We start from the raw sequence: 17,856 nt of genomic DNA on the forward strand, positions 1-17,856 counted from the left end.
AGCTAGGCCTTAGCAAAAGCTAAGTCTTAGCGCGCAAATCATCATCCTTATCACGCGCTAAAAATTGCTGAGTAGTATCGTCCAAGTGCTTACTCAGCCAATCGGCCATGGCTATTTCTTCCTGAAGAATCTCTTTACAAACTTGGGAGACCTCAGGTTGTGACGCCATATCAGCCGCTTTGATAATGGCTTTATAACTAGCTATCTCAAAATTTTCGAACGCGTAACTCGCAATACCACCTTTCACCACCTCATCTTCCGCCATCATACCGCCCACTGCTTGGCCAAAGGCGGTTAATTCAGCGCCCATATCTTTGAACGTGGAGGTATCAGCGCCCAAGAGCGTTAAGCAGTGTTCAAGCTTTTGCGATTGGTTCTTGGTTTCTTCAATGTGCTCTTCAATACGCTTTTGCAGTTGCGGATAATGCTCTAAGCGATGTGCTTGGGATTGCAGCATTTTCTCCGCTTGCTTCTCCATTGCATGCGCATCTCGAAGCCAATCTACCAAGTGTTTGCTTTCCATTGCAGACTCTCCTTTTTAAACCTACGCGTTCATATGCTTACATTCGTTTAGCTAGCTAAACTCAGATTTGCTCTTTTTGAGCGCCTGAGCCTGGCTTAGCATTACCAAGTTTTGCTTCCTGACCTTCAGGGGCAGGTTGATTGACGACAGAATACTCACTCTTACCATCTAGAGAGGGGCCTTCAGCCCACCGACCTTTCGGTGCTTCTTTGTCGAGCAGCGTATTCAGGTAGTAGTAGGAGTGTTGCATATTCTCATGATCTTCAGGCGTCGAGTTGGGAATAGGCAACTGCGATTTCATACCGCCCATCTCTTCAATAACAGCTAACCACTGCTGCTGATGGTAAGTATCGCGGGCAATGAGGAAAGATAAGAAATCTTTCATGCCGTGGTCATCAGTCCAGTTATATAAGCGCGAGGCAAGTACCCTGCCGCCAGCTTCCGCGGTGGCGTTTGCCAACATATCAGCGCCGATATTACCGGTTGCATAAACATGGCTCATATCAAACGGTACGCCATTGGCGTTGACCGGCATAGCGGACAGGCCAGAGGATAATAAATGGCGTGGATTGGCACCGCCTAGAATGGCATTCATGACTGGGTCTTTCGCAGTGGCTTCCTGATAAGAAACCGGCGCCCCTTCTAAATTAAGCGCAACCGCGTGCCCCAACATCTCGATATGCGATAACTCTTCTGTCGCTGTCGACATCAGCATGTCACGAATACGATCATCGCCACGCGCGCCCATTGCCTGGAAAAAATACTGCATCGCAACGCGGATTTCGCCTTCGATACCCCCAATGGCCTGCTGAAGCAGCATCGCAAACTCAGGGTTAGGCTTATCGACTTTCACTGGATACTGCAATTTTGCGGAATGATGAAACATAGGTTGCACTCCTTGTAGGTAGACTGTCAGGAATTCCTTTCCCTGACAGTATGCTTAAGGCTCTTCCTTAAGTATGTTGGTAGCTTCCAATGCGATAACCATTAAGGGTTCCCTCCCTTGTTGGTTAACTTCCTCTCATCCTTGAGCCTTTTCTAATCGAGCAATATGGAGAATAGTCACCAAGCTGAGCACTTCAAGCTATCTGAACTTTAAATAGTCCTTTTTAATATTTATCAAAAAAACCGCTTAAAATAAATCAAACACAAACGGCATTTAAACTTTTTTTAAAATACGGCTTAAAAACAAAAAATATTTAACAACATACGTTATAAAACAACTATTTATCAGCAAAACTAATTAGTTATTTTTTTAGCTTTATAATAGCGTTACTGAAAGGGTGACTGCTCACCCACTGGAACAATAACCGGAAAGCCACCACTGCTTCTGTCAGCTCACCAATGTAAAATATTAACGCTTCCCTTGAGGGAGCATGACGGGGAGGGGCGAGTAGCAATAAAATTGTAGAAAATCTTCTACTTATGTTAAAGATAACTTTTACTTACCCAGCAGCTGGACGCCACACCCACCTAATGCCTACAGTATTTTAGGTATGATTACATGCTCGCAACTAGTATTTAACTCCTCTTAAATATTTGTAATGGTTGATTTATAGGTTTGAACAGTAACGTATATTGCTTCAGATGGGGTAGTTGACTAACAGAGCACATTTACCACTATATTGGCTGTTTAGCTTGCGCCAGTTTATAGAGAGAGTTTTGACGTTTATGTAAAGCCGTAGGTAGCAGCACCGTCTCCTTTCTGCCTGTTACCACCACCAAAGAAGGCCCCTTAATTTCAAACATTTTTTAATAACGGTTACCTAAACTAACCACCACGGTATGAGATAGGAGGTCAGGGATGACACAAGAAGTCAGCGACTTCATCATTGATAGGCTGAAACAGTGGAAGGTATCGCATATTTTCGGCTATTCCGGGGACGGTAATAATGGATTGATGGGCGCGCTCAATCGCGCTGACGACTCGATTACCTTTGTGCAGCCACGGCATGAGGAAATGGCAGCGTTCATGGCTTGTGGCTATGCAAAATATACCGGCGAGGTGGGCGTTTGCATGGCTACCTCCGGGCCGGGCGCGATACATCTACTTAACGGCCTTTACGACGCTAAAAAAGATCACATACCGGTCGTCGCTATCGTAGGCCAGCAGGCCCGCACAGCGTTAGGTGGTGAATACCAGCAAGAAGTGGACTTGGTCTCTTTATTTAAGGATGTGGCAGGTGATTTTGTACACCTGGCGACTAGCCCTGGGCAGGTTCGTCATTTGATTGATCGCGCCATGCGCATCGCCGCCGGTGAACGTACCGTTACCGCCATTGTGGTACCCAATGACTTACAGTCTCAAAAAGCGGTTGAGATCCCCGCACATGCCCATGGCACCGTTCACTCTGGCGTGGGTTATACGTCCGCCAACGTGATACCCGACGAGCACTCCCTGGCCCATGCGGCAGACATACTCAACGCCGGGGAGCGAGTGGCTATTTTAGTCGGCGCGGGGGCTAGAGGTGCCGAGAGAGAAGTTGAAGAAGTTGCCACCCGCCTCGGCGCCGGTGTTGCTAAAGCCTTGCTGGGGCGAGATGTGCTGCCTGATGATCTTCCTTACGTAACAGGCTCGATTGGGCTGCTAGGCACCAACCCCAGTTGGACACTCATGGCAGAGTGCGACACGTTATTGATGATTGGCTCTAGCTTCCCCTATTCGGAGTTTTTACCGTCCGAGGGCCAAGCAAGCGGCGTGCAGATTGATATCGAACCCCGCATGTTGAGCATGCGTTACCCCATGGACGTCAACCTCACCGGCGATACTCGCCTGACGCTCCAGGCCCTGATCCCTCTGCTAACGCATAAAAGTAATCGTGATTGGCAGCAGGCGATTGAAGCCGATGTCGCCGAATGGTGGGAGCTGCTGCGTGAACGCGCGATGTGTGACGCACACCCCATCAACCCACAACGCGTGTTTTGGGAAGCCTCACAGCGCTTGCCCGACAGGTGCCTGCTCAGCTGTGACTCCGGCTCGGCTACCAATTGGTATGCGCGCGATCTTAAGTTTCGTACCGGTATGCGCGGCTCGGTTTCCGGCGGCCTGGCAACCATGGGAAACGCGGTGCCCTACGCCATCGCAGCCAAATTTGCTTATCCTGAGCGTGTTTCAATCGCTTTTGTGGGCGACGGTGCCATGCAAATGAGCGGCAATGCTGAACTGCTCACTATTGGTAAATATTGGAAACGCTGGGATGATCCACGGCTCATTGTCATCGTCCTTAATAACCGCGATCTTAACCAGGTTACCTGGGAAATGCGTGTTCAGGATGGCGACCCTAAATATGAAGCATCACAGGACTTGCCTGACTTTTCCTACGCGCAGTATGCCGACTTGGTTGGCTTGAAAGGCATTGAAGTAACCGATCCAGAGCAGATTGGTAGCGCCTGGGATCAGGCCATTGCCAATCACTGCCCCACCGTTATTGATTTTCATACAGATCCTGACATTCCCCCCATTCCACCTCATATTTCCAAACAACAGGCAAAGGCCTATATGTCAGCAATGCTGCATGGGGATCCGGATGCTCTGGAGACGATCAAAGCGTCTTTAAAACAGTTCTCGAAGAGCTTTATTGCTAAAGCGCCTCATCTCAGGAGGCATTAATGGGGTAGAAGGCGCCGCCATGGGCTCAAAGCATTAGGCAAGCCGGCGCGCACGCCGCCAAACTTAAAAAATGCGCTGCAAGAAAACCGTTAGTCAGCATTTCTTAGGACCATTGATATAAATCTTACGGCGACATTATCCAGGAGGGAAATCATGAACCGTCAATCCACTGATAAGCGCGAAGAGCGTCAGAAGGCCAAGCAACTGCTAGATAAGGACATGCCTACTGACAATCAGCAAGCTGGGCATGAAGGCTCCCATCATGAAGAGCCCCAGCCCTTTCGACCCGACGAAAACGTCGATAATCAGAAAGCTGATAAAAACTCTTCACCAAGCCATAACACCTCTCTTGAGGCAGCCCCTTTTTCTGGCGCACAGCTGGCGAAGGAGAAAAAAGCGCATAAAGACAATATTGATAAAAAAACAGATGAGGTCGATCCAAAGAGCAGCGAATAGCCTCGATCTCAGTCGAGCATTGAGCCTTTCTTGACCGCTATGGTTACGTTTACCTGATGAGGTAGTTACCGTGAAAAATCCAGTTTATGATGATAAGCAACAGCTTATCGGCCACTTTATTAAAGATAAGTACCTAAAGCGGGTAGCGCTTGAAGCCAGCGATGGCAATACCTACAGCGTGCCTAATCAGGAATTAACCCGCCAAGACGAGCACTGGGTGCTAGCAAAGCCATTGAGTGAATTCGTAAAGCTCAATGCTTTTCGCAAGCAACAGGAACATGTCGATGAAATGAGCGATGAAAGCTTCCCGGCCAGCGATCCGCCGGATTTTACGCTCGGGAAGAATGACCCTAATTAGCAGAGGCGCCCCATCAGTTGTGATTAACGGCTAACGGGCACTTACTTTAGCTGAACTAAATAAACATTAATTACCATTAAGGCATTGACGCTGCCTAGCCGTTATCGCTGGGCAGCGTCAATGTTATCAGGGAGTTCGCTATGAAAACCAAAAAAGGGAAAGGCTTTTTTGGGTCTCAGCGCGCACTTTTAATCGTTGTATTAGGCGTATTGTTAGCGCTGGCCTTACCAGGGTGCCGCTATCCCCAAGACATAGAACATACGATGGAACGACTCCAAGGAGGGGCGCTGGAAGTCGGATTGACTGAAAACCCGCCTTGGGTGATCCGCCGTGAAGACGGCCCTGCTGGCCTGGAACCAGACATCATCCGCTCATTGGCGGAACGGCTTAATGCAGAAATCCGCTGGCATTGGGGCAGTGAAGATAGGTTGCTAGCCGCTCTGCAGCATCGTCAACTTGACCTGGTAATAGGGGGATTAACGAATAGCTCCCGCCTGAGCCAACAAGCGGCGCTGACCCGCCCCTATTATCAAAGCCGCTATACCGTCGGTTTTCCGTCAGGGATACCGTTGCCCACTTCGCTAGAGGGTCTTGAAGTCGCTATTCCTCCTGTTAATCATATGTATACAGCCCTTAAAGAAAGAAATGCCAAGCCGATCAAAGTTGCCAATATCACCCGTGCCGAGGGACCCGTTGCCGGGCCTACTTGGTGGTTATCGGCGCACGGGTTGGTAGCCGGCCCCTGGGAGATCATTACCGATAAGCAGGTAATGGCGCTGCCCAAAGGTGAGAACGCTTGGATGCTGGCATTGCAACGCCACCTTAATGGCTACTCCAACATTGAGCAGCGACTGCAGCAACTGGAGGCGACGCAATGAAAGTAAGGCAAGCGTATCAACTGCCCCCTGATAAACAGAAAGACCTTGATTACCTCGTGCGGCTTGAATGGTGGAACCTGGGGTTTCGCATTTCCATCGTCGGCGTACTGGCTTTAGTGCTAGGCAGTAGTCAGGCCATGCGAGTAGCTTGGTTTGAAGACATGCTCTCTTTAATTCCTCCTATCGCTTTTCTGGTCGCCATGCGTTATCGCAACCGAGCGCCTAATGAAGTCTTTCCCTATGGCTATCAGCGAGCTACCAGTATCGCTTTTCTCTGTGCAGCCACGGCGTTGGCGCTACTCGGCAGTATCCTGCTGCTTGATTCGCTGCTGAAGCTCGCCAAAATGGAGCACCCCAGCATTGGCGCCGTCGAGTTCTTCGGCACTACTTTCTGGATGGGGTGGTTAATGATTGGTGCGCTGATTTATAGCGTCATCCCACCGGTCATCATCGGCCATTTACAGATGAAAGCCGCTAAAAAAGTGCATGAAAAAACGGTGTTTGTGGATGGCAAGATGAGTAAGGCGGATTGGATGACGGGGCTTGCCGCTATCGCAGGAATCGTCGGCGTTGGCGCTGGCCTATGGTGGGCGGATGCGTTGGCAGGTGCGCTTATCGCGCTTGATGTCACCAAGGATGGCGTGACTAATGTGAAGGAGGCTGTGGGTGACCTTCTCGACCGAAGACCCCGTTTTACTTCTAAAGCTGAGCCGGAACACCTTGCTGAAGAGCTGGAAGAACAATTATGTGCCATGGGGTGGGTCGCCAGTGCCGCCGTGCGCTTACGTGAGGAAGGGCACATCTTTAGCGGAGAAGCGTTTGTGGTGCCCCATAGCGATGAGAATTTGGCTCAACACTTACGCGACGCTGCTCAGTTTTTAAACCATTACGATTGGCGTATTTATGAAGTAGTGGTGACGGCTTGGCCCAGCGAAAACTGAATCGAATCGCCGATATTGTAAAGCTTTTCACCATTAACGAAATCCCGAGACGAGATACCCTGACCGGGTTCATTTATGCTCACATTACTTAGTGATATGTCGCTAACTGCCGCTTTTGCACTGCTCAGCGTTTGCGCAGTCGTTATTGGCATCATTGGCACCCGGCTTGCGCGGATTGTCGACGACCTCGCTGATCGTACCGGATTAGGTGAGGCGATAGCTGGTGCTGTCTTACTTGGGATGGCTACCTCACTATCAGGCATTGTGGTATCGGTCTCTTCCGCCTGGACCGACAAACCTGAACTGGCAATGAGTAATGCGCTGGGTGGTATCGCTGTTCAAACGCTATTTTTAACAATCGCTGATATGGTATATCGGCGCGCTAATCTCGAACACGCCGCTGCCTCCCTTGGCAACCTGATTCAAGGCGCCCTACTGCTGTGCTTACTCAGTCTGTTGCTGTTAGGTCGCTTTACGCCCGAATGGACTTTCTGGCAGGTACACCCCATCACACCGCTGTTATTTATTGCTTACCTGTTTGGGCTCAAGCTGGTTAAAAATGCCCAAACCCGCCCGATGTGGTCCCCGACTCGTACGCGTGAGACACGTGAAGACCAGCCCGATGAGTCGCCTGGAAAGCTAACGCTGGTGCGGTTATGGCTGCTGTTTTTGGGTCTCGCGCTTATGATCGGCATTACCGGCTGGCTACTGGAACGAAGCGCTACGGTGATTGCGGCAGAAACCGGCCTTAGCCAGGCGGCTGTCGGTGTCCTGCTGACTTCGATAGTGACATCACTACCTGAGCTGGTAACGACGGTCGCGGCGGTGCGCCGTGGGGCGCTAACACTCGCGGTGGCAGGGATTATCGGCGGCAATGCGTTTGATACCCTGTTTGCCGCCGCATCAGATGTGGCTTACCGAGGCGGCTCGATTTACCACGTTATTCCCGATCAGGTAATGTTATGGGTTGCTCTCTCGGTGTTAATGACAGGGGTATTAATGCTTGGCCTGCTGCATCGCCAAGAGCAAGGACCTGGCCGTATTGGCTTTGAAAGCATGGTCATCATCGGCCTCTACTTGGCGGGAATAGCCACATTAATGGTGAACTAGCCGCCGCAAGGTAGCGGCACATTTATATCTAAGGAGCATTGGTAGTGATTGGAAGCACGTTAATGGGGGTCATAGGCACCTTACTTATTTTGCTGGTGGTTTACGACGCTATTCGCACCACATTATCGGTATCCAGTTCCGGCCCACTGACTAACCGGTTGGTCAGTGGACTATGGTTTATGCTACTAGGTATTCATCGTCGGCGAAAAAGCCATACCATGTTGTCCTCTACGGGCCCATGGATAACAATGGCACTACTGCTGACATGGTTTCTAGTTGCTTGGCTGGGTTGGTTTTTACTGTTTTGTAGTTCACCGCAGGCCGTGGTGCTGTCTTCTTCAAACGCCACCGCCAGCTTAGTTGAGCGCGCCTACTATACGGGCTATACCCTCACAACGTTGGGCTATGGTGACTTTGTTGCCGGTAATGATAATTGGCGTCTTCCACCTGTTTTGGCTGCAGCTAACGGCTTTTTCCTTTTTACGCTATCGATTACTTATATTTTGAATATCATCACCAATGTTATTCAAAAACGCCAAACGTCCCTGACCATTAGCGCACTGGGCGAAAATCCACAGCAAATACTTGCGTCTACAAGCGGCGACGGAAAATTTGCAACATTAGTTAGCCAACTCCAGCCGTTACAACAGTCCATCAGTACCTTAGGCCAGCAACATTTAGCCTATCCAATCCTGCACTATTATCACAGTGAGACCAGTAGCAAAGCGCTTTCGCTAGCCATAGCACGCTTATACCAAGCCATTGCCATTGCCTGCTTTGCCAGCGCCAGACTAGACCCCACTTCGCGTGAGCAGTTATTGATCACACGAAAAGCAATTGAGCACTTTCTGGATACGCTTGGCAGTGCGTTCATTCACCCTAGCCAACATATCCCTGATATTCCTGCGTTTAAGGGCTATGCCGACTTACCAGGCGTCGAGACATCGAACATCGAGATCCAGGACTATTTAGCCTCACTACCCTACCAGAAAATATTGGTGGCCTACGTTCATAAGGACGGTTGGCAGTGGCAGGATGTATGGCAAACAGAGAATGGAAGGTGTGCTTAGCGCATGCAGCGACTGAAATGAAATCGATGATCATAGGGTGGACAGCCCGATAAGTTATCTACCTAACCAAGCAAAACCCAAATACACCGCCACCTGAATAAGGAGTATTGCGTTGATTCGGCAGCTAACGCTTTACGTATTGATCAGTATTCTCTTTGTCGCCGCTGGCTGCTCATCGACGACATTTGGTAACCACGAGACAATGGAGGCCCCGGGTGAATCGTTAATCAATACGTATTGGAAGCTGGTGAGGCTTGATGGCGTGCCGGTCATCGCCCAAGAGAACTTTCGAGAAGCCCACATGGTGCTGCACCAAGATGCTTCGCGCTTAGCAGGTGCCACCGGCTGTAATACGCTAATGGGCAGCTATCAAGTAGAGAACGAACACATTGCGTTCAACCAAGTCGCCACCACCAAAAGAGCCTGCCCGGCGCCTCAAATGGAAACTGAACGCAATTTTCTAGCCGCCCTCAAACAGGCAACCGCATGGCGTGTGGAGGGCGCAAGGCTTGTACTATCGGGTGATAACAATGAACCGTTGGCTAGCTTTGAAGCGGTGCATCTTTATTAACATATTGTTGGTAATTCGAAGCGCCGTTTTGCAGTACTGATGATGTTTCCGATTTCGATGTGCTCAAGGGGTAACGTTGGCAACACCGAGTGCCTCTTGCTTAGTTCATGTATAAAAAAGCATAAAATCTATGCATATCGGAGCTAACATACAAAGGAAAAAGCCCTTTTCTTTGCATGTGAAACTGCCAATGAATAGCAGCAACCTTTGCGTATTTCCATGCCCCTCAATCGATGACCGAATACTTTACAAGCTGACACAGAGTATTCAAACACACTTACGCCCACATCATTAGCGCCATAAAGCGCGTCCTGCCTCGCTGGTTTAGTGATACTGGCTGGCCATATGAAAACTCCCTATAATTACTAACTGTATACCACTTTATAAATATTTGGTGACGCCATGATGACGCTTATCAATATCGATCACCATACGCTTGCACGGCTGGCAAACGAACGCTCAATGCAAGACACGGTGGCGGTGGGTCAGCCCGGCGGATGGTTCGTTGAGGTGGATCTGAACGGCACAAAGGGCAGGCTAGTGTCTCGACGTGGAGCTGTACGAGTATTCAGCCGTTTTGAGACACTGGCGCGCTACTTGAAACAGCTTGGCATTGATCATTTCAGTGTTAACGCTGAGCATTACGACGCCACACCAACACGCTCAAGACCTGACGCTGCCAACCGCTTAACCCGCACACATGAGGCCGCTGAACACGATGCTTGGTTTAGAAAGCAGGTGGCCACCGCACTGGCAGAAGCTGACAGCCCTAATGCTGAATGGATTGATCACGCGCCTGCCATGGCAACGCTACGCCAGAGAATCAAGGAAGAAAGTGCAAAACGAGAGCTAAATGCAGATTAAATGGCTTAGAAGCGCATTTAACGACCTCAAAAGCATCGCTGATTATATTGCGCTTGATAGCCCCACCGCCGCGCTGGCGATGATCGATACAATCGAACGCATGACAGATGGATTAGCCGAACACCCCAAGCGAGGCCGTGATGGCCGACTGCCAGGAACACGTGAGCTAGTGATACCTGGGACCGCTTATATCAGCGTTTACCGCTTTAAACCCGACTGTGTTGAAATTCTTCGCGTGTTGCACAGCGCTCAAAACTGGCCTCCTATCGAATGATTTTAGATCGCTGTCTCGGCGATTAGACAGTAGCAGGCCCTACATGAAGTTGTTGGAAACAATGACAGCTACCAAAGCGCACCATTACTTTCCCCAAATGCTCCAAGTATTTGAGAAAGAGACATTGCCCAAGGATGCCACCGCGCCGTCGCTCGCTTCGCGTTGGTCTCTCTTGCTGGTGAATACGCTACTACCTGGGTGGCAACGGGCAGGCCTTCCAATACCGCATGGAATGCGGCCAAGGCTTGTTTTGCTGCTTGGCTGGCGGAACGAGGCGGTGCTGGCAACCAGGAAGAAAGCAAGGTGTTAGATTCGCTCTACCATCTGATTGAAACCCATGGTGAAGCGCGATTCTCTCGCCTGAATGTCGATTATTAGCAGGACTGCCACGCCCCGCGCTCCGTTAACAAATTGGGCTATAGACGTACCGAAACCTTTGTCAGCGGTACCGAGTTACGCACCGTCACCACGTATTACATCACCCCGGCAGCATGGACCAAGGAAGTATAGGGCCGCCCTGGACTTCCAACCGCACGGCAAGCAAACAAGGTGCTGAAGGCCCAGGATGGGTTGCAGCACGACCATGAAGGCAAAACGTCAATCAAGGTGCCCGGCATCAATGGCGGCTCAGCACGTTATGACGTGTTCACTGACGAAGGACTCTATAGGGTTCAAGGGGCGGCTAATGATGAAGAGGAAGCCAAGGCGGCTTTATCTAATCAGCACAGAGACTGGTTGACAAATACTCATTATCGCCATATATTTTGGTTGACAAATCTCAAAATAAGCCAGGAAATCACATGACCTCATCACATCCTTCTGCTTTCTACGCCGAACTTACAGATGACCGCTTAACGACCATTGCAGAGCTATTGCTAGACATCAGGTTCAACACTCGAAGAGAGCTAAACTCCGATTTTGATGACTCATACACTCGTGAAACTGCTACCTTTGGGCGATCACGCAATGCCCTTATTCAGCTTTGCCAAAGCAAGCGATTCGATTGGCTGAAATTGGCAAGTCCTGGCATGGATGTAACCTTCTTTATTGGAAACGTTCCTTGTCGTTTTTTCCGGGATGATCCCGAAACCCCTTCCAAAAAGGGTTTCTTTCGACGCAACCAAGTAGACGATTTATTTGCTGGTGACGACCAGCAGCCAGTCATGTGGCGCTTCATTGTAGAGCGTGCAATGACCGAAGAAGATGAAGATCGTGCTTTCTTTATAGGCTACAACGAATATCAAGAAGAGGTAAGTAATTGGGCGTATGCCACTAGCGCTACCATTCTACATTCAGTCGACAAAGAAACACCCCCTGCTACTGTGCTTCTGCCAGCTGATGTTGATGTTCTTGATGATGCAGATAGCGGTGAAGAAGCCGATAATATTCCATTTCAACAAAGGCGTTCTAATGACGCTCTCGATGAGTAATAACGATGAGCTTTATTTTTGATGGATCATCTTTAAGATTAGCACGGATATTTAATGACTTTGCCTTGGAAGAGGTTGCTGAGAAGGTTGGTAAAACACGCCAGTACTTGCATAAGCTCGAGACGGGCCAAAGTTCGCCCACGCCAGAATTATCCGAGTCTCTAGCTCATGCTCTGTATGTTCTACCTAATTTTTTCAGCAAAAAAGAGTACCGACTGAACGAAGATCAGTTTCATTTCCGGAAGTTATTCACAACTAAAAACAGTATCAAACAGGTCGCCATTGCTCGAGGGGAAATGATGCACCTGCTTATCAAGGAGCTTGAGAAAGAGCTAAAATTTCCACCTGTTAACATCCCTAGCTTTCAAAACATTGTGAGAAATGATGATATTGAACAAATAGCTGAGACCTGTAGAAAGCACTGGGGGTTAGGTTTAGCACCTATAAATAATATGACTCGCTTAGCAGAGAACATAGGAGCAATTGTCACCAATTTTAATGTCGTATCGAAAGAGGTCGATGCTTTATCTGTTTCTGTTGAACGCCCTTTTATTGTGCGAAATACAGCAAAAGAAAGTGTGTGTAGACAGCGTTTTGATATTGCTCATGAAATTGGGCATTTGGTAATGCACGAGGGCGTTGTTACCGGCGACAGGACAACAGAAAACCAAGCTAATCGGTTTGCAAGTGCTTTATTACTTCCAAGGCCAATGATGCTTAAGCTATACCCTCGCCCAAACGGAAACAGGCTTGATTGGAAGGGAATGAGAGAGTTTAAGCTAAACTGGAAAGTCAGTAAAGCTGCTATATTATATAGAGCTAAGCAACTTGATCTTATAACAGAGTCACAGTACAAAACAGGTGTGATCACTCTTAGAAAATATGGCGAAACCCAGGGTGAAAAGGAAGATCATCTAATAGCATCTGAGCCACCAGAACTATTAGAAAAATCATTAAGAGTTTTGTTACAGAAGAAGAATCTTGGCTTTTCTGAAATTGCCGAAAAGTTGAATGTGCAGCCAATTTTCATTCAGGAAGTCACAGGACTTAGCTTAAGAGAAACCTCAAAAAAACCAACCCTGATGCTAGTACAGTAAAAAAGTTGCATGATATTAATCATCATGCAATCACTATCTATTCGTACTTTCTTAGTGTATTGTTGACTATTTGCTCAGCCTCGTAACACACTGGTGGCTGAGCATTCTTCTCTAGAAGCTAGCAACCTTTTTCTCAACTGACGACATAAATTCGATGGCATTACCAACTAATCTTTATTAAAGTATTTTTCTATTTTTACCACTAGAAATAGATAGAATACCATGCTCACTAAAGAGCAATAATAAAATTTATTTTTATAATAGGAAATCGTTTGCATTATTAAGATAACAGCCCCTCATTGCCGAAGTTGGCATAGTAACCCGCCCGTCTTAAGATGTATCGAAGAGAACCGGGTTACTACTGCATCAACACCGTATACCGCTAGCCGATGGCGACTTGGTAAGCATGGGCGACTTTAAGCACGGTCGCTTCATCCCAGCGTCTACCCACTAATTGCATACCTACGGGCAAGCCCTCCGAAAAACCGACCGGGACGCTCATGGCCGGATGACCACTGACATCAAACGGGGCCGTGTTGTGCAGGTTGCTAAGCGCACCAGCAAGTGTGCTATTAAGACTTTTATCAGCCGGTCTCTTTACCGCTTTCATAGCGGTGGTAGGCATGATTAACAAGTCATATTCCTGCAGAGCGTTGTCATAATCGCGCGCGAGACGCCTACCGATATTCTGGGCTTTACCATAGTAGTGGCGATTGTACTGTTCAGACATGTAGTGCCCGGCGAGGACCGTCATCTTTACTGTGTCGCTAAAGTCATGACCACGAGCGCGGCGAGCCCTGCCGTAAAAGTCCATAAGCTGTGTGCTGTAATGCCCCCGCCAGTTTGTGCCGTAACCATCGCCCCTGACCATGAGTTCGGTGGCGCCCTCAAAGGCAATCGCACTCCACAGTGCAAGCCCGTCGTTATGCATGGGTACCGATACCTCCGTGGCACGAGCGCCGACTTTTTCCAGCACGCTGATGGCTTCTTTAACGGCGGCGTCCACGTCAGATTCACTGACCCCGGCAATGCCAAACCCTTCACGTAGGATGCCAATGCGTATGCCAGTGAGATCTTCACTTAGCGATTCGGTGTATTTCGCGGTACGCACGTCGTATTGGCGTGGATCTAACCCATCCGAGCCAGCAAGTACCTCCAACATACGGGCGCAATCTTCGGCGGTGCGCGCCATAGGGCCTACGTGATCAAGAGTAAGCTCAATGGGAAAAATACCTGTATAAGGCACTAGGCCATGCGTTCCTTTGATCCCGTAGCAACCGCTCCATGAGGCGGGTAGTCGAATAGAGCCTCCCTGATCACCTCCCAGCGCCATATCGACTTCTCCGTTGGTCACCACCACGGCGCTGCCGTTGGAAGAGGCGCCAGCTAGACGCTCACGGTCATGGGGATTAACCGGTTGGGGTTCGGGATAGCCGGTACAACCTCCACCGTCAAAACAGAACGCAGGAACGGCTGTCTTGCCGATGATGTGCGCGCCAGCGTCGAGAAGCCGGGTGACGACTGTGGCATCCTCCCGGGGCACAAAACCTTCCATGATCGGCGAACCATTCATCATCGGGATGCCTGCCAGAGCGATGTTATCTTTTAGCGCTACCGTTCGGCCCGCAAGTGGCCCCTCTTCTGCCCCGGGCACCGAACACTTCCAAGCCCAGCCATTGAGTGGGTTGTCGTCACCGACGGGGCGATAACCCATATCTGCTCGCGGGTAGTTTACTGGTAATGATTCATCCGCCAGTTCATCCAGGCGATCATAAATGGCCATTGAGCCAGCAACGGCGGACTGGAACTCACCCAGTTCTTCAAAGGAAAGGTCAAAGCCGTAATAATCGGAAATGGCTGCCAACGTATCAATGCCGGGTCGCTTCACACTCATAGTCAACTACTCCTATACACGGACGATTGCCTGAAAAGGCATTTAGCGAGGGAAATACAAGCTATCGCTCCAACAGTTTCGGATAGTGATGTGGCAGGCGCATCACCACTAGGTCCTTTCGGCGTACAGCGCTGTTTGGGTAAGCCGAATCCAGGTTGCTCGTGTCGATAGCAAGCTGAACGCAGCCAGTGGCGCTGGTTAACAATGCTTCTTGGCGAGGAAAAAGAAACGTATCCGGGCCGAATATACCGCTTAGCCCCGGTAAACCAGCGTCGGGCATATGCACGTTGGCGAAAGCGAAATAGCAGTTGTTCTCTCCACCGCGTACCCGATAATGGTGCCAATGGTGATCGTCTGGGCCGGTGGGAATAGGTGCTGGCTGACTTATATCAGTACCGGGATGGGCACAGTGAAATGGCCCTGGCAAGGCAGCAGGACAAGCGATGACATCGCATCCCCGCAGCGCCAGGATGCGTCCCGCTTCGGGAAAATCAGCATCATGGCCAATCAATAAGCCTAGCCTTCCTAGCGGCAGATCGAAGCTTACCCACCGCTCGCCAGGCGTCGCCCATTGTCGGTCTGCCTCGTTTAAGTGAATCTTACGATAAACCGCCATAACGCCCTGCGCCCCTACCAGAGCGGCAGCATTATAGAGATGTTCCTCCGACTGTTCCGCGAAACCTACTACATAGTACTGTTGACGCTCCTCAGCGAGTCCACGCAGTGTGTCGAAAACACTGTGACGCTGTGAGATGGGATTGATACCGCCAGTGTCTAACCCGGTAAGCGCCAGCTCAGGAAAAACAATCAGCTCGGCACCCTCTGCTTGGGCAATCAAATCAGTACATTTGGAAAGGTTATCGTCGAGATTATTCGATGGGGAAAATTGAGCAACGGCGATGGTGCTTGCTTTTCCATTGGGCAGTGGCTGATGGCCATAAAGCCTGAAAAAGTCTAGCGGGTTCCAAGCGTGTGTTTGATGAAGTAGCTCATGATAAAGGTCTGGTCGACGCTCACTGGTCAACGGTCCCGTTACTCGTTCAGTATCAATCTCACCAAGCACGATGCCATCACCGTCATCGCGGCTAGCCTGGATATGTCCATCTGGCTCAATCACGCAGCTACCGCCGCTGAATTGAACGCCGCGCTCCACCCCCCAGCGATTGCTCTCAATAAGATAGCAGCCGTTTTCTTTGGCACGACTGATCCAATAGGGTGCTGGCGCTCGCTCAGCCAGCCAATTACTCAGATGGCAAATGACCTCGGCACCCTGCAGCGCGACCAACCGTGCAGTTTCAAGAAAATGAATATCCATGCAGATGAGCAGCGCAATACGCCCCAGTGACGTATCAAACACTTGATGGCCAGTGTCGCCTGAAGCTGCCCATTTTGGCTCGGCGATATAAGGATGGCTTTTACGGTGTTTTCCTAAATAGCCCTCAGGGCCAACTAAAACAGCTGTGTTGTAGTAAAGCCCATTGCCAGCATCAACTTCTGGCAGCCCGATAACGATATAGCAGTCAAGCTTCGCCGCCAGAGCGGCGAAGCTTTGGGTTGAGGGCCCTGGCACTTGTTCGACGTAGGGTGCAACCTCCTCTCTGTCATACCAGCAATAGCCGGTAAGACCCATCTCAGGCGTTATGATTAGCCGCGCACCAGACGCAGCCGCCTCTTCCACTAACCGCGTTAGAGCATCAATATTTCGCTCTTTAGCAAACATCTCAGGCTCAAACTGCACTGTGGCGGCAAGGTATTTCATATTGTCCTCCCCGCTCGCTAGCGTGCTTGCCCAACGATGGACTTGAGGATGGAAGCGCCTAATGTATATTTTGGATCCACCATGTTACCCAGCCGCACTCGTCCTGCCTGGGTAAGAAGCATGTAAGCATCTATTTCATCGAAATCAAACTCAGCAGCCAGCCAGCGTACCAGCTCTCTGTAGGCAATCCGGGTGGCATCTTCCATGGGACGCGCTGAACCAATGGTCATATAGAACTGTTCATTTTCCAGACGCGGCCATTTGAACGTCCAATCTTTAATCAAGTCGACCTGAACGGTCGTCACGGTAGGATGCTCGATCGCCACGCCGCACAACTCACCATCACCCTGCGCCGCATGGCAGTCACCTAGATAAAGATAGGCACCTTTGGTATGCACCGGCAGATAGATCACCGCACCCGGTGCTACATCAGGTAAATCCATATTGCCGCCGTAATAATCGGGAACCAGCGAGCTAATCGACTCAATTTCTGGTGATACCCCAATGGTGCCGATAAAAGGCTGGTAAGGAAGGGTTATTTTATCGCTCCACTTCACGCCGGTTTCCGCGTCAACTTCTACCTTCTTTACCCGCTCCGGTAGCGGTGCGTTGAGTAGCGCAGTATCACCGGTAGCCACTAGTCCACCAAACTCGGTAATCAGTGCTGTTGTACCGCAGGGCTGGGGGCCACGAGGTTTCATGTCTCGGATATAAACTGCCAGGCAATCGCCCTTCTCCGCCCCCTCTACGTAGATCGGTCCGTTCTGCGGATTGAGATAAGGTAAATTAAGCAGCTCGCTGGGCTTGTCGCTTTCCGAGCGAAGTTTTCCTTCGAAAGCATCATGGGTTTCAGCACTAACGATATCGCCCGGTTGGATGTGCAGAACGGGCTTGGGGTTAGGTCCAAGCGTATAGTGATACTGACCTTGAGCCGCCTCAGTTAGTTGGTGTGTAGTACCCGGCTTACCTTTGGCAACGGCGCGACGCGCCATGATGGAATGATCAAACCAGTTCATTGTTC

The 17,856-nt window shown here is 49.9% G+C and carries 18 protein-coding genes; 13 read left to right on the forward strand and 5 right to left on the reverse strand.

Annotated features, from left to right (window positions below; all coding sequences use genetic code 11):
- Positions 1-19: 19 nt before the first annotated feature.
- Entirely contained in the window at positions 20-523 is a 504-nt protein-coding gene (locus ACXUPB_RS17200) for a ferritin-like domain-containing protein (RefSeq protein WP_035565238.1), read from the reverse strand.
- 61 nt (positions 524-584) lie between these two features.
- Positions 585-1,409: a manganese catalase family protein gene (locus ACXUPB_RS17205; protein WP_472953617.1), complete on the reverse strand. Its 825-nt coding sequence runs from the start codon at positions 1,407-1,409 to the stop codon at positions 585-587.
- 918 nt (positions 1,410-2,327) lie between these two features.
- Between ACXUPB_RS17205 and ACXUPB_RS17210 the strand changes: the two genes are divergently transcribed.
- From ACXUPB_RS17210 to ACXUPB_RS17270, 13 genes are all read left to right on the forward strand, one after another.
- Entirely contained in the window at positions 2,328-4,133 is a 1,806-nt protein-coding gene (locus tag ACXUPB_RS17210) for a thiamine pyrophosphate-requiring protein (RefSeq protein WP_472953618.1), read from the forward strand.
- 153 nt (positions 4,134-4,286) lie between these two features.
- Positions 4,287-4,589: a hypothetical protein gene (locus ACXUPB_RS17215; protein WP_035555783.1), complete on the forward strand. Its 303-nt coding sequence runs from the start codon at positions 4,287-4,289 to the stop codon at positions 4,587-4,589.
- 70 nt (positions 4,590-4,659) lie between these two features.
- A complete protein-coding gene (locus ACXUPB_RS17220; protein WP_290694795.1) occupies positions 4,660-4,947 on the forward strand; it encodes a hypothetical protein in 288 nt (95 codons plus the stop codon).
- Positions 4,948-5,087: 140 nt separating this feature from the next.
- The gene (locus ACXUPB_RS17225) at positions 5,088-5,825 is read left to right on the forward strand and encodes a substrate-binding periplasmic protein (protein ID WP_472953619.1); all 738 of its coding nucleotides are present in this window, start codon (positions 5,088-5,090) and stop codon (positions 5,823-5,825) included.
- Complete coding sequence (locus tag ACXUPB_RS17230) at positions 5,822-6,766, forward strand: cation efflux transmembrane domain-containing protein (protein ID WP_472953621.1); 945 nt, start codon at positions 5,822-5,824, stop codon at positions 6,764-6,766. Before ACXUPB_RS17225 ends, ACXUPB_RS17230 begins: the two co-directional genes overlap by 4 nt.
- Before the next feature lie 75 nt (positions 6,767-6,841).
- Positions 6,842-7,876, forward strand: coding sequence for a sodium:calcium antiporter (locus tag ACXUPB_RS17235; protein ID WP_008957655.1), 1,035 nt, complete (start codon positions 6,842-6,844; stop codon positions 7,874-7,876).
- Between the two features lie 44 nt (positions 7,877-7,920).
- On the forward strand, positions 7,921-8,946 hold the full coding sequence (locus ACXUPB_RS17240) for a potassium channel family protein (RefSeq protein ID WP_472953623.1): 1,026 nt from the start codon (positions 7,921-7,923) through the stop codon (positions 8,944-8,946).
- A gap of 112 nt (positions 8,947-9,058) precedes the next feature.
- Entirely contained in the window at positions 9,059-9,517 is a 459-nt protein-coding gene (locus tag ACXUPB_RS17245; protein ID WP_339934192.1) for an META domain-containing protein, read from the forward strand.
- A 402-nt stretch (positions 9,518-9,919) separates the two neighbouring features.
- Positions 9,920-10,381, forward strand: a complete 462-nt coding sequence (locus ACXUPB_RS17250) for a hypothetical protein (protein ID WP_472953624.1) — start codon at positions 9,920-9,922, stop codon at positions 10,379-10,381.
- Positions 10,371-10,655 (forward strand): type II toxin-antitoxin system RelE/ParE family toxin, encoded by a 285-nt coding sequence (locus ACXUPB_RS17255; protein WP_472953625.1) that lies wholly within the window; start codon positions 10,371-10,373, stop codon positions 10,653-10,655. Before ACXUPB_RS17250 ends, ACXUPB_RS17255 begins: the two co-directional genes overlap by 11 nt.
- Positions 10,656-11,204: 549 nt before the next feature.
- Positions 11,205-11,459 (forward strand): hypothetical protein, encoded by a 255-nt coding sequence (locus ACXUPB_RS17260; protein WP_472953626.1) that lies wholly within the window; start codon positions 11,205-11,207, stop codon positions 11,457-11,459.
- Positions 11,456-12,085 (forward strand): hypothetical protein, encoded by a 630-nt coding sequence (locus tag ACXUPB_RS17265; protein WP_472953627.1) that lies wholly within the window; start codon positions 11,456-11,458, stop codon positions 12,083-12,085. Before ACXUPB_RS17260 ends, ACXUPB_RS17265 begins: the two co-directional genes overlap by 4 nt.
- A 5-nt stretch (positions 12,086-12,090) precedes the next feature.
- Positions 12,091-13,182 carry a helix-turn-helix domain-containing protein gene (locus ACXUPB_RS17270; protein WP_472953629.1) on the forward strand — a complete coding sequence of 364 codons (1,092 nt, stop codon included), beginning with the start codon at positions 12,091-12,093 and terminating at the stop codon, positions 13,180-13,182.
- Positions 13,183-13,564: 382 nt separating this feature from the next.
- Here the strand turns inward: ACXUPB_RS17270 and ACXUPB_RS17275 are convergent, their stop codons facing one another.
- From ACXUPB_RS17275 to ACXUPB_RS17285, 3 genes are all read right to left on the reverse strand, one after another.
- A complete protein-coding gene (locus tag ACXUPB_RS17275) occupies positions 13,565-15,076 on the reverse strand; it encodes an amidase (RefSeq protein WP_218313983.1) in 1,512 nt (503 codons plus the stop codon).
- A 61-nt stretch (positions 15,077-15,137) separates the two neighbouring features.
- A complete protein-coding gene (locus ACXUPB_RS17280; protein WP_472953631.1) occupies positions 15,138-16,835 on the reverse strand; it encodes a nitrilase-related carbon-nitrogen hydrolase in 1,698 nt (565 codons plus the stop codon).
- A 17-nt stretch (positions 16,836-16,852) separates the two neighbouring features.
- Positions 16,853-17,851, reverse strand: coding sequence for an acetamidase/formamidase family protein (locus ACXUPB_RS17285; RefSeq protein WP_180091734.1), 999 nt, complete (start codon positions 17,849-17,851; stop codon positions 16,853-16,855).
- Positions 17,852-17,856: the final 5 nt, after the last annotated feature.

This window comes from Vreelandella sp. DA03-1M, assembly GCF_055725665.1.

What these genes read in the sequence shown, in the direction of transcription:
- ACXUPB_RS17265 (WP_472953627.1), top strand. Translation starts at nt 11,456, where the DNA reads ATGACCTCATCACATCCTTCTGCTTTCTACGCCGAACTTACAGATGAC.
- ACXUPB_RS17215 (WP_035555783.1), top strand. Translation starts at nt 4,287, where the DNA reads ATGAACCGTCAATCCACTGATAAGCGCGAAGAGCGTCAGAAGGCCAAG.
- ACXUPB_RS17200 (WP_035565238.1), bottom strand. Translation starts at nt 523, where the DNA reads ATGGAAAGCAAACACTTGGTAGATTGGCTTCGAGATGCGCATGCAATG.
- ACXUPB_RS17250 (WP_472953624.1), top strand. Translation starts at nt 9,920, where the DNA reads ATGATGACGCTTATCAATATCGATCACCATACGCTTGCACGGCTGGCA.
- ACXUPB_RS17285 (WP_180091734.1), bottom strand. Translation starts at nt 17,851, where the DNA reads ATGAACTGGTTTGATCATTCCATCATGGCGCGTCGCGCCGTTGCCAAA.
- ACXUPB_RS17255 (WP_472953625.1), top strand. Translation starts at nt 10,371, where the DNA reads ATGCAGATTAAATGGCTTAGAAGCGCATTTAACGACCTCAAAAGCATC.
- ACXUPB_RS17235 (WP_008957655.1), top strand. Translation starts at nt 6,842, where the DNA reads ATGCTCACATTACTTAGTGATATGTCGCTAACTGCCGCTTTTGCACTG.
- ACXUPB_RS17270 (WP_472953629.1), top strand. Translation starts at nt 12,091, where the DNA reads ATGAGCTTTATTTTTGATGGATCATCTTTAAGATTAGCACGGATATTT.
- ACXUPB_RS17205 (WP_472953617.1), bottom strand. Translation starts at nt 1,409, where the DNA reads ATGTTTCATCATTCCGCAAAATTGCAGTATCCAGTGAAAGTCGATAAG.
- ACXUPB_RS17210 (WP_472953618.1), top strand. Translation starts at nt 2,328, where the DNA reads ATGACACAAGAAGTCAGCGACTTCATCATTGATAGGCTGAAACAGTGG.
- ACXUPB_RS17280 (WP_472953631.1), bottom strand. Translation starts at nt 16,835, where the DNA reads ATGAAATACCTTGCCGCCACAGTGCAGTTTGAGCCTGAGATGTTTGCT.
- ACXUPB_RS17230 (WP_472953621.1), top strand. Translation starts at nt 5,822, where the DNA reads ATGAAAGTAAGGCAAGCGTATCAACTGCCCCCTGATAAACAGAAAGAC.
- ACXUPB_RS17225 (WP_472953619.1), top strand. Translation starts at nt 5,088, where the DNA reads ATGAAAACCAAAAAAGGGAAAGGCTTTTTTGGGTCTCAGCGCGCACTT.
- ACXUPB_RS17275 (WP_218313983.1), bottom strand. Translation starts at nt 15,076, where the DNA reads ATGAGTGTGAAGCGACCCGGCATTGATACGTTGGCAGCCATTTCCGAT.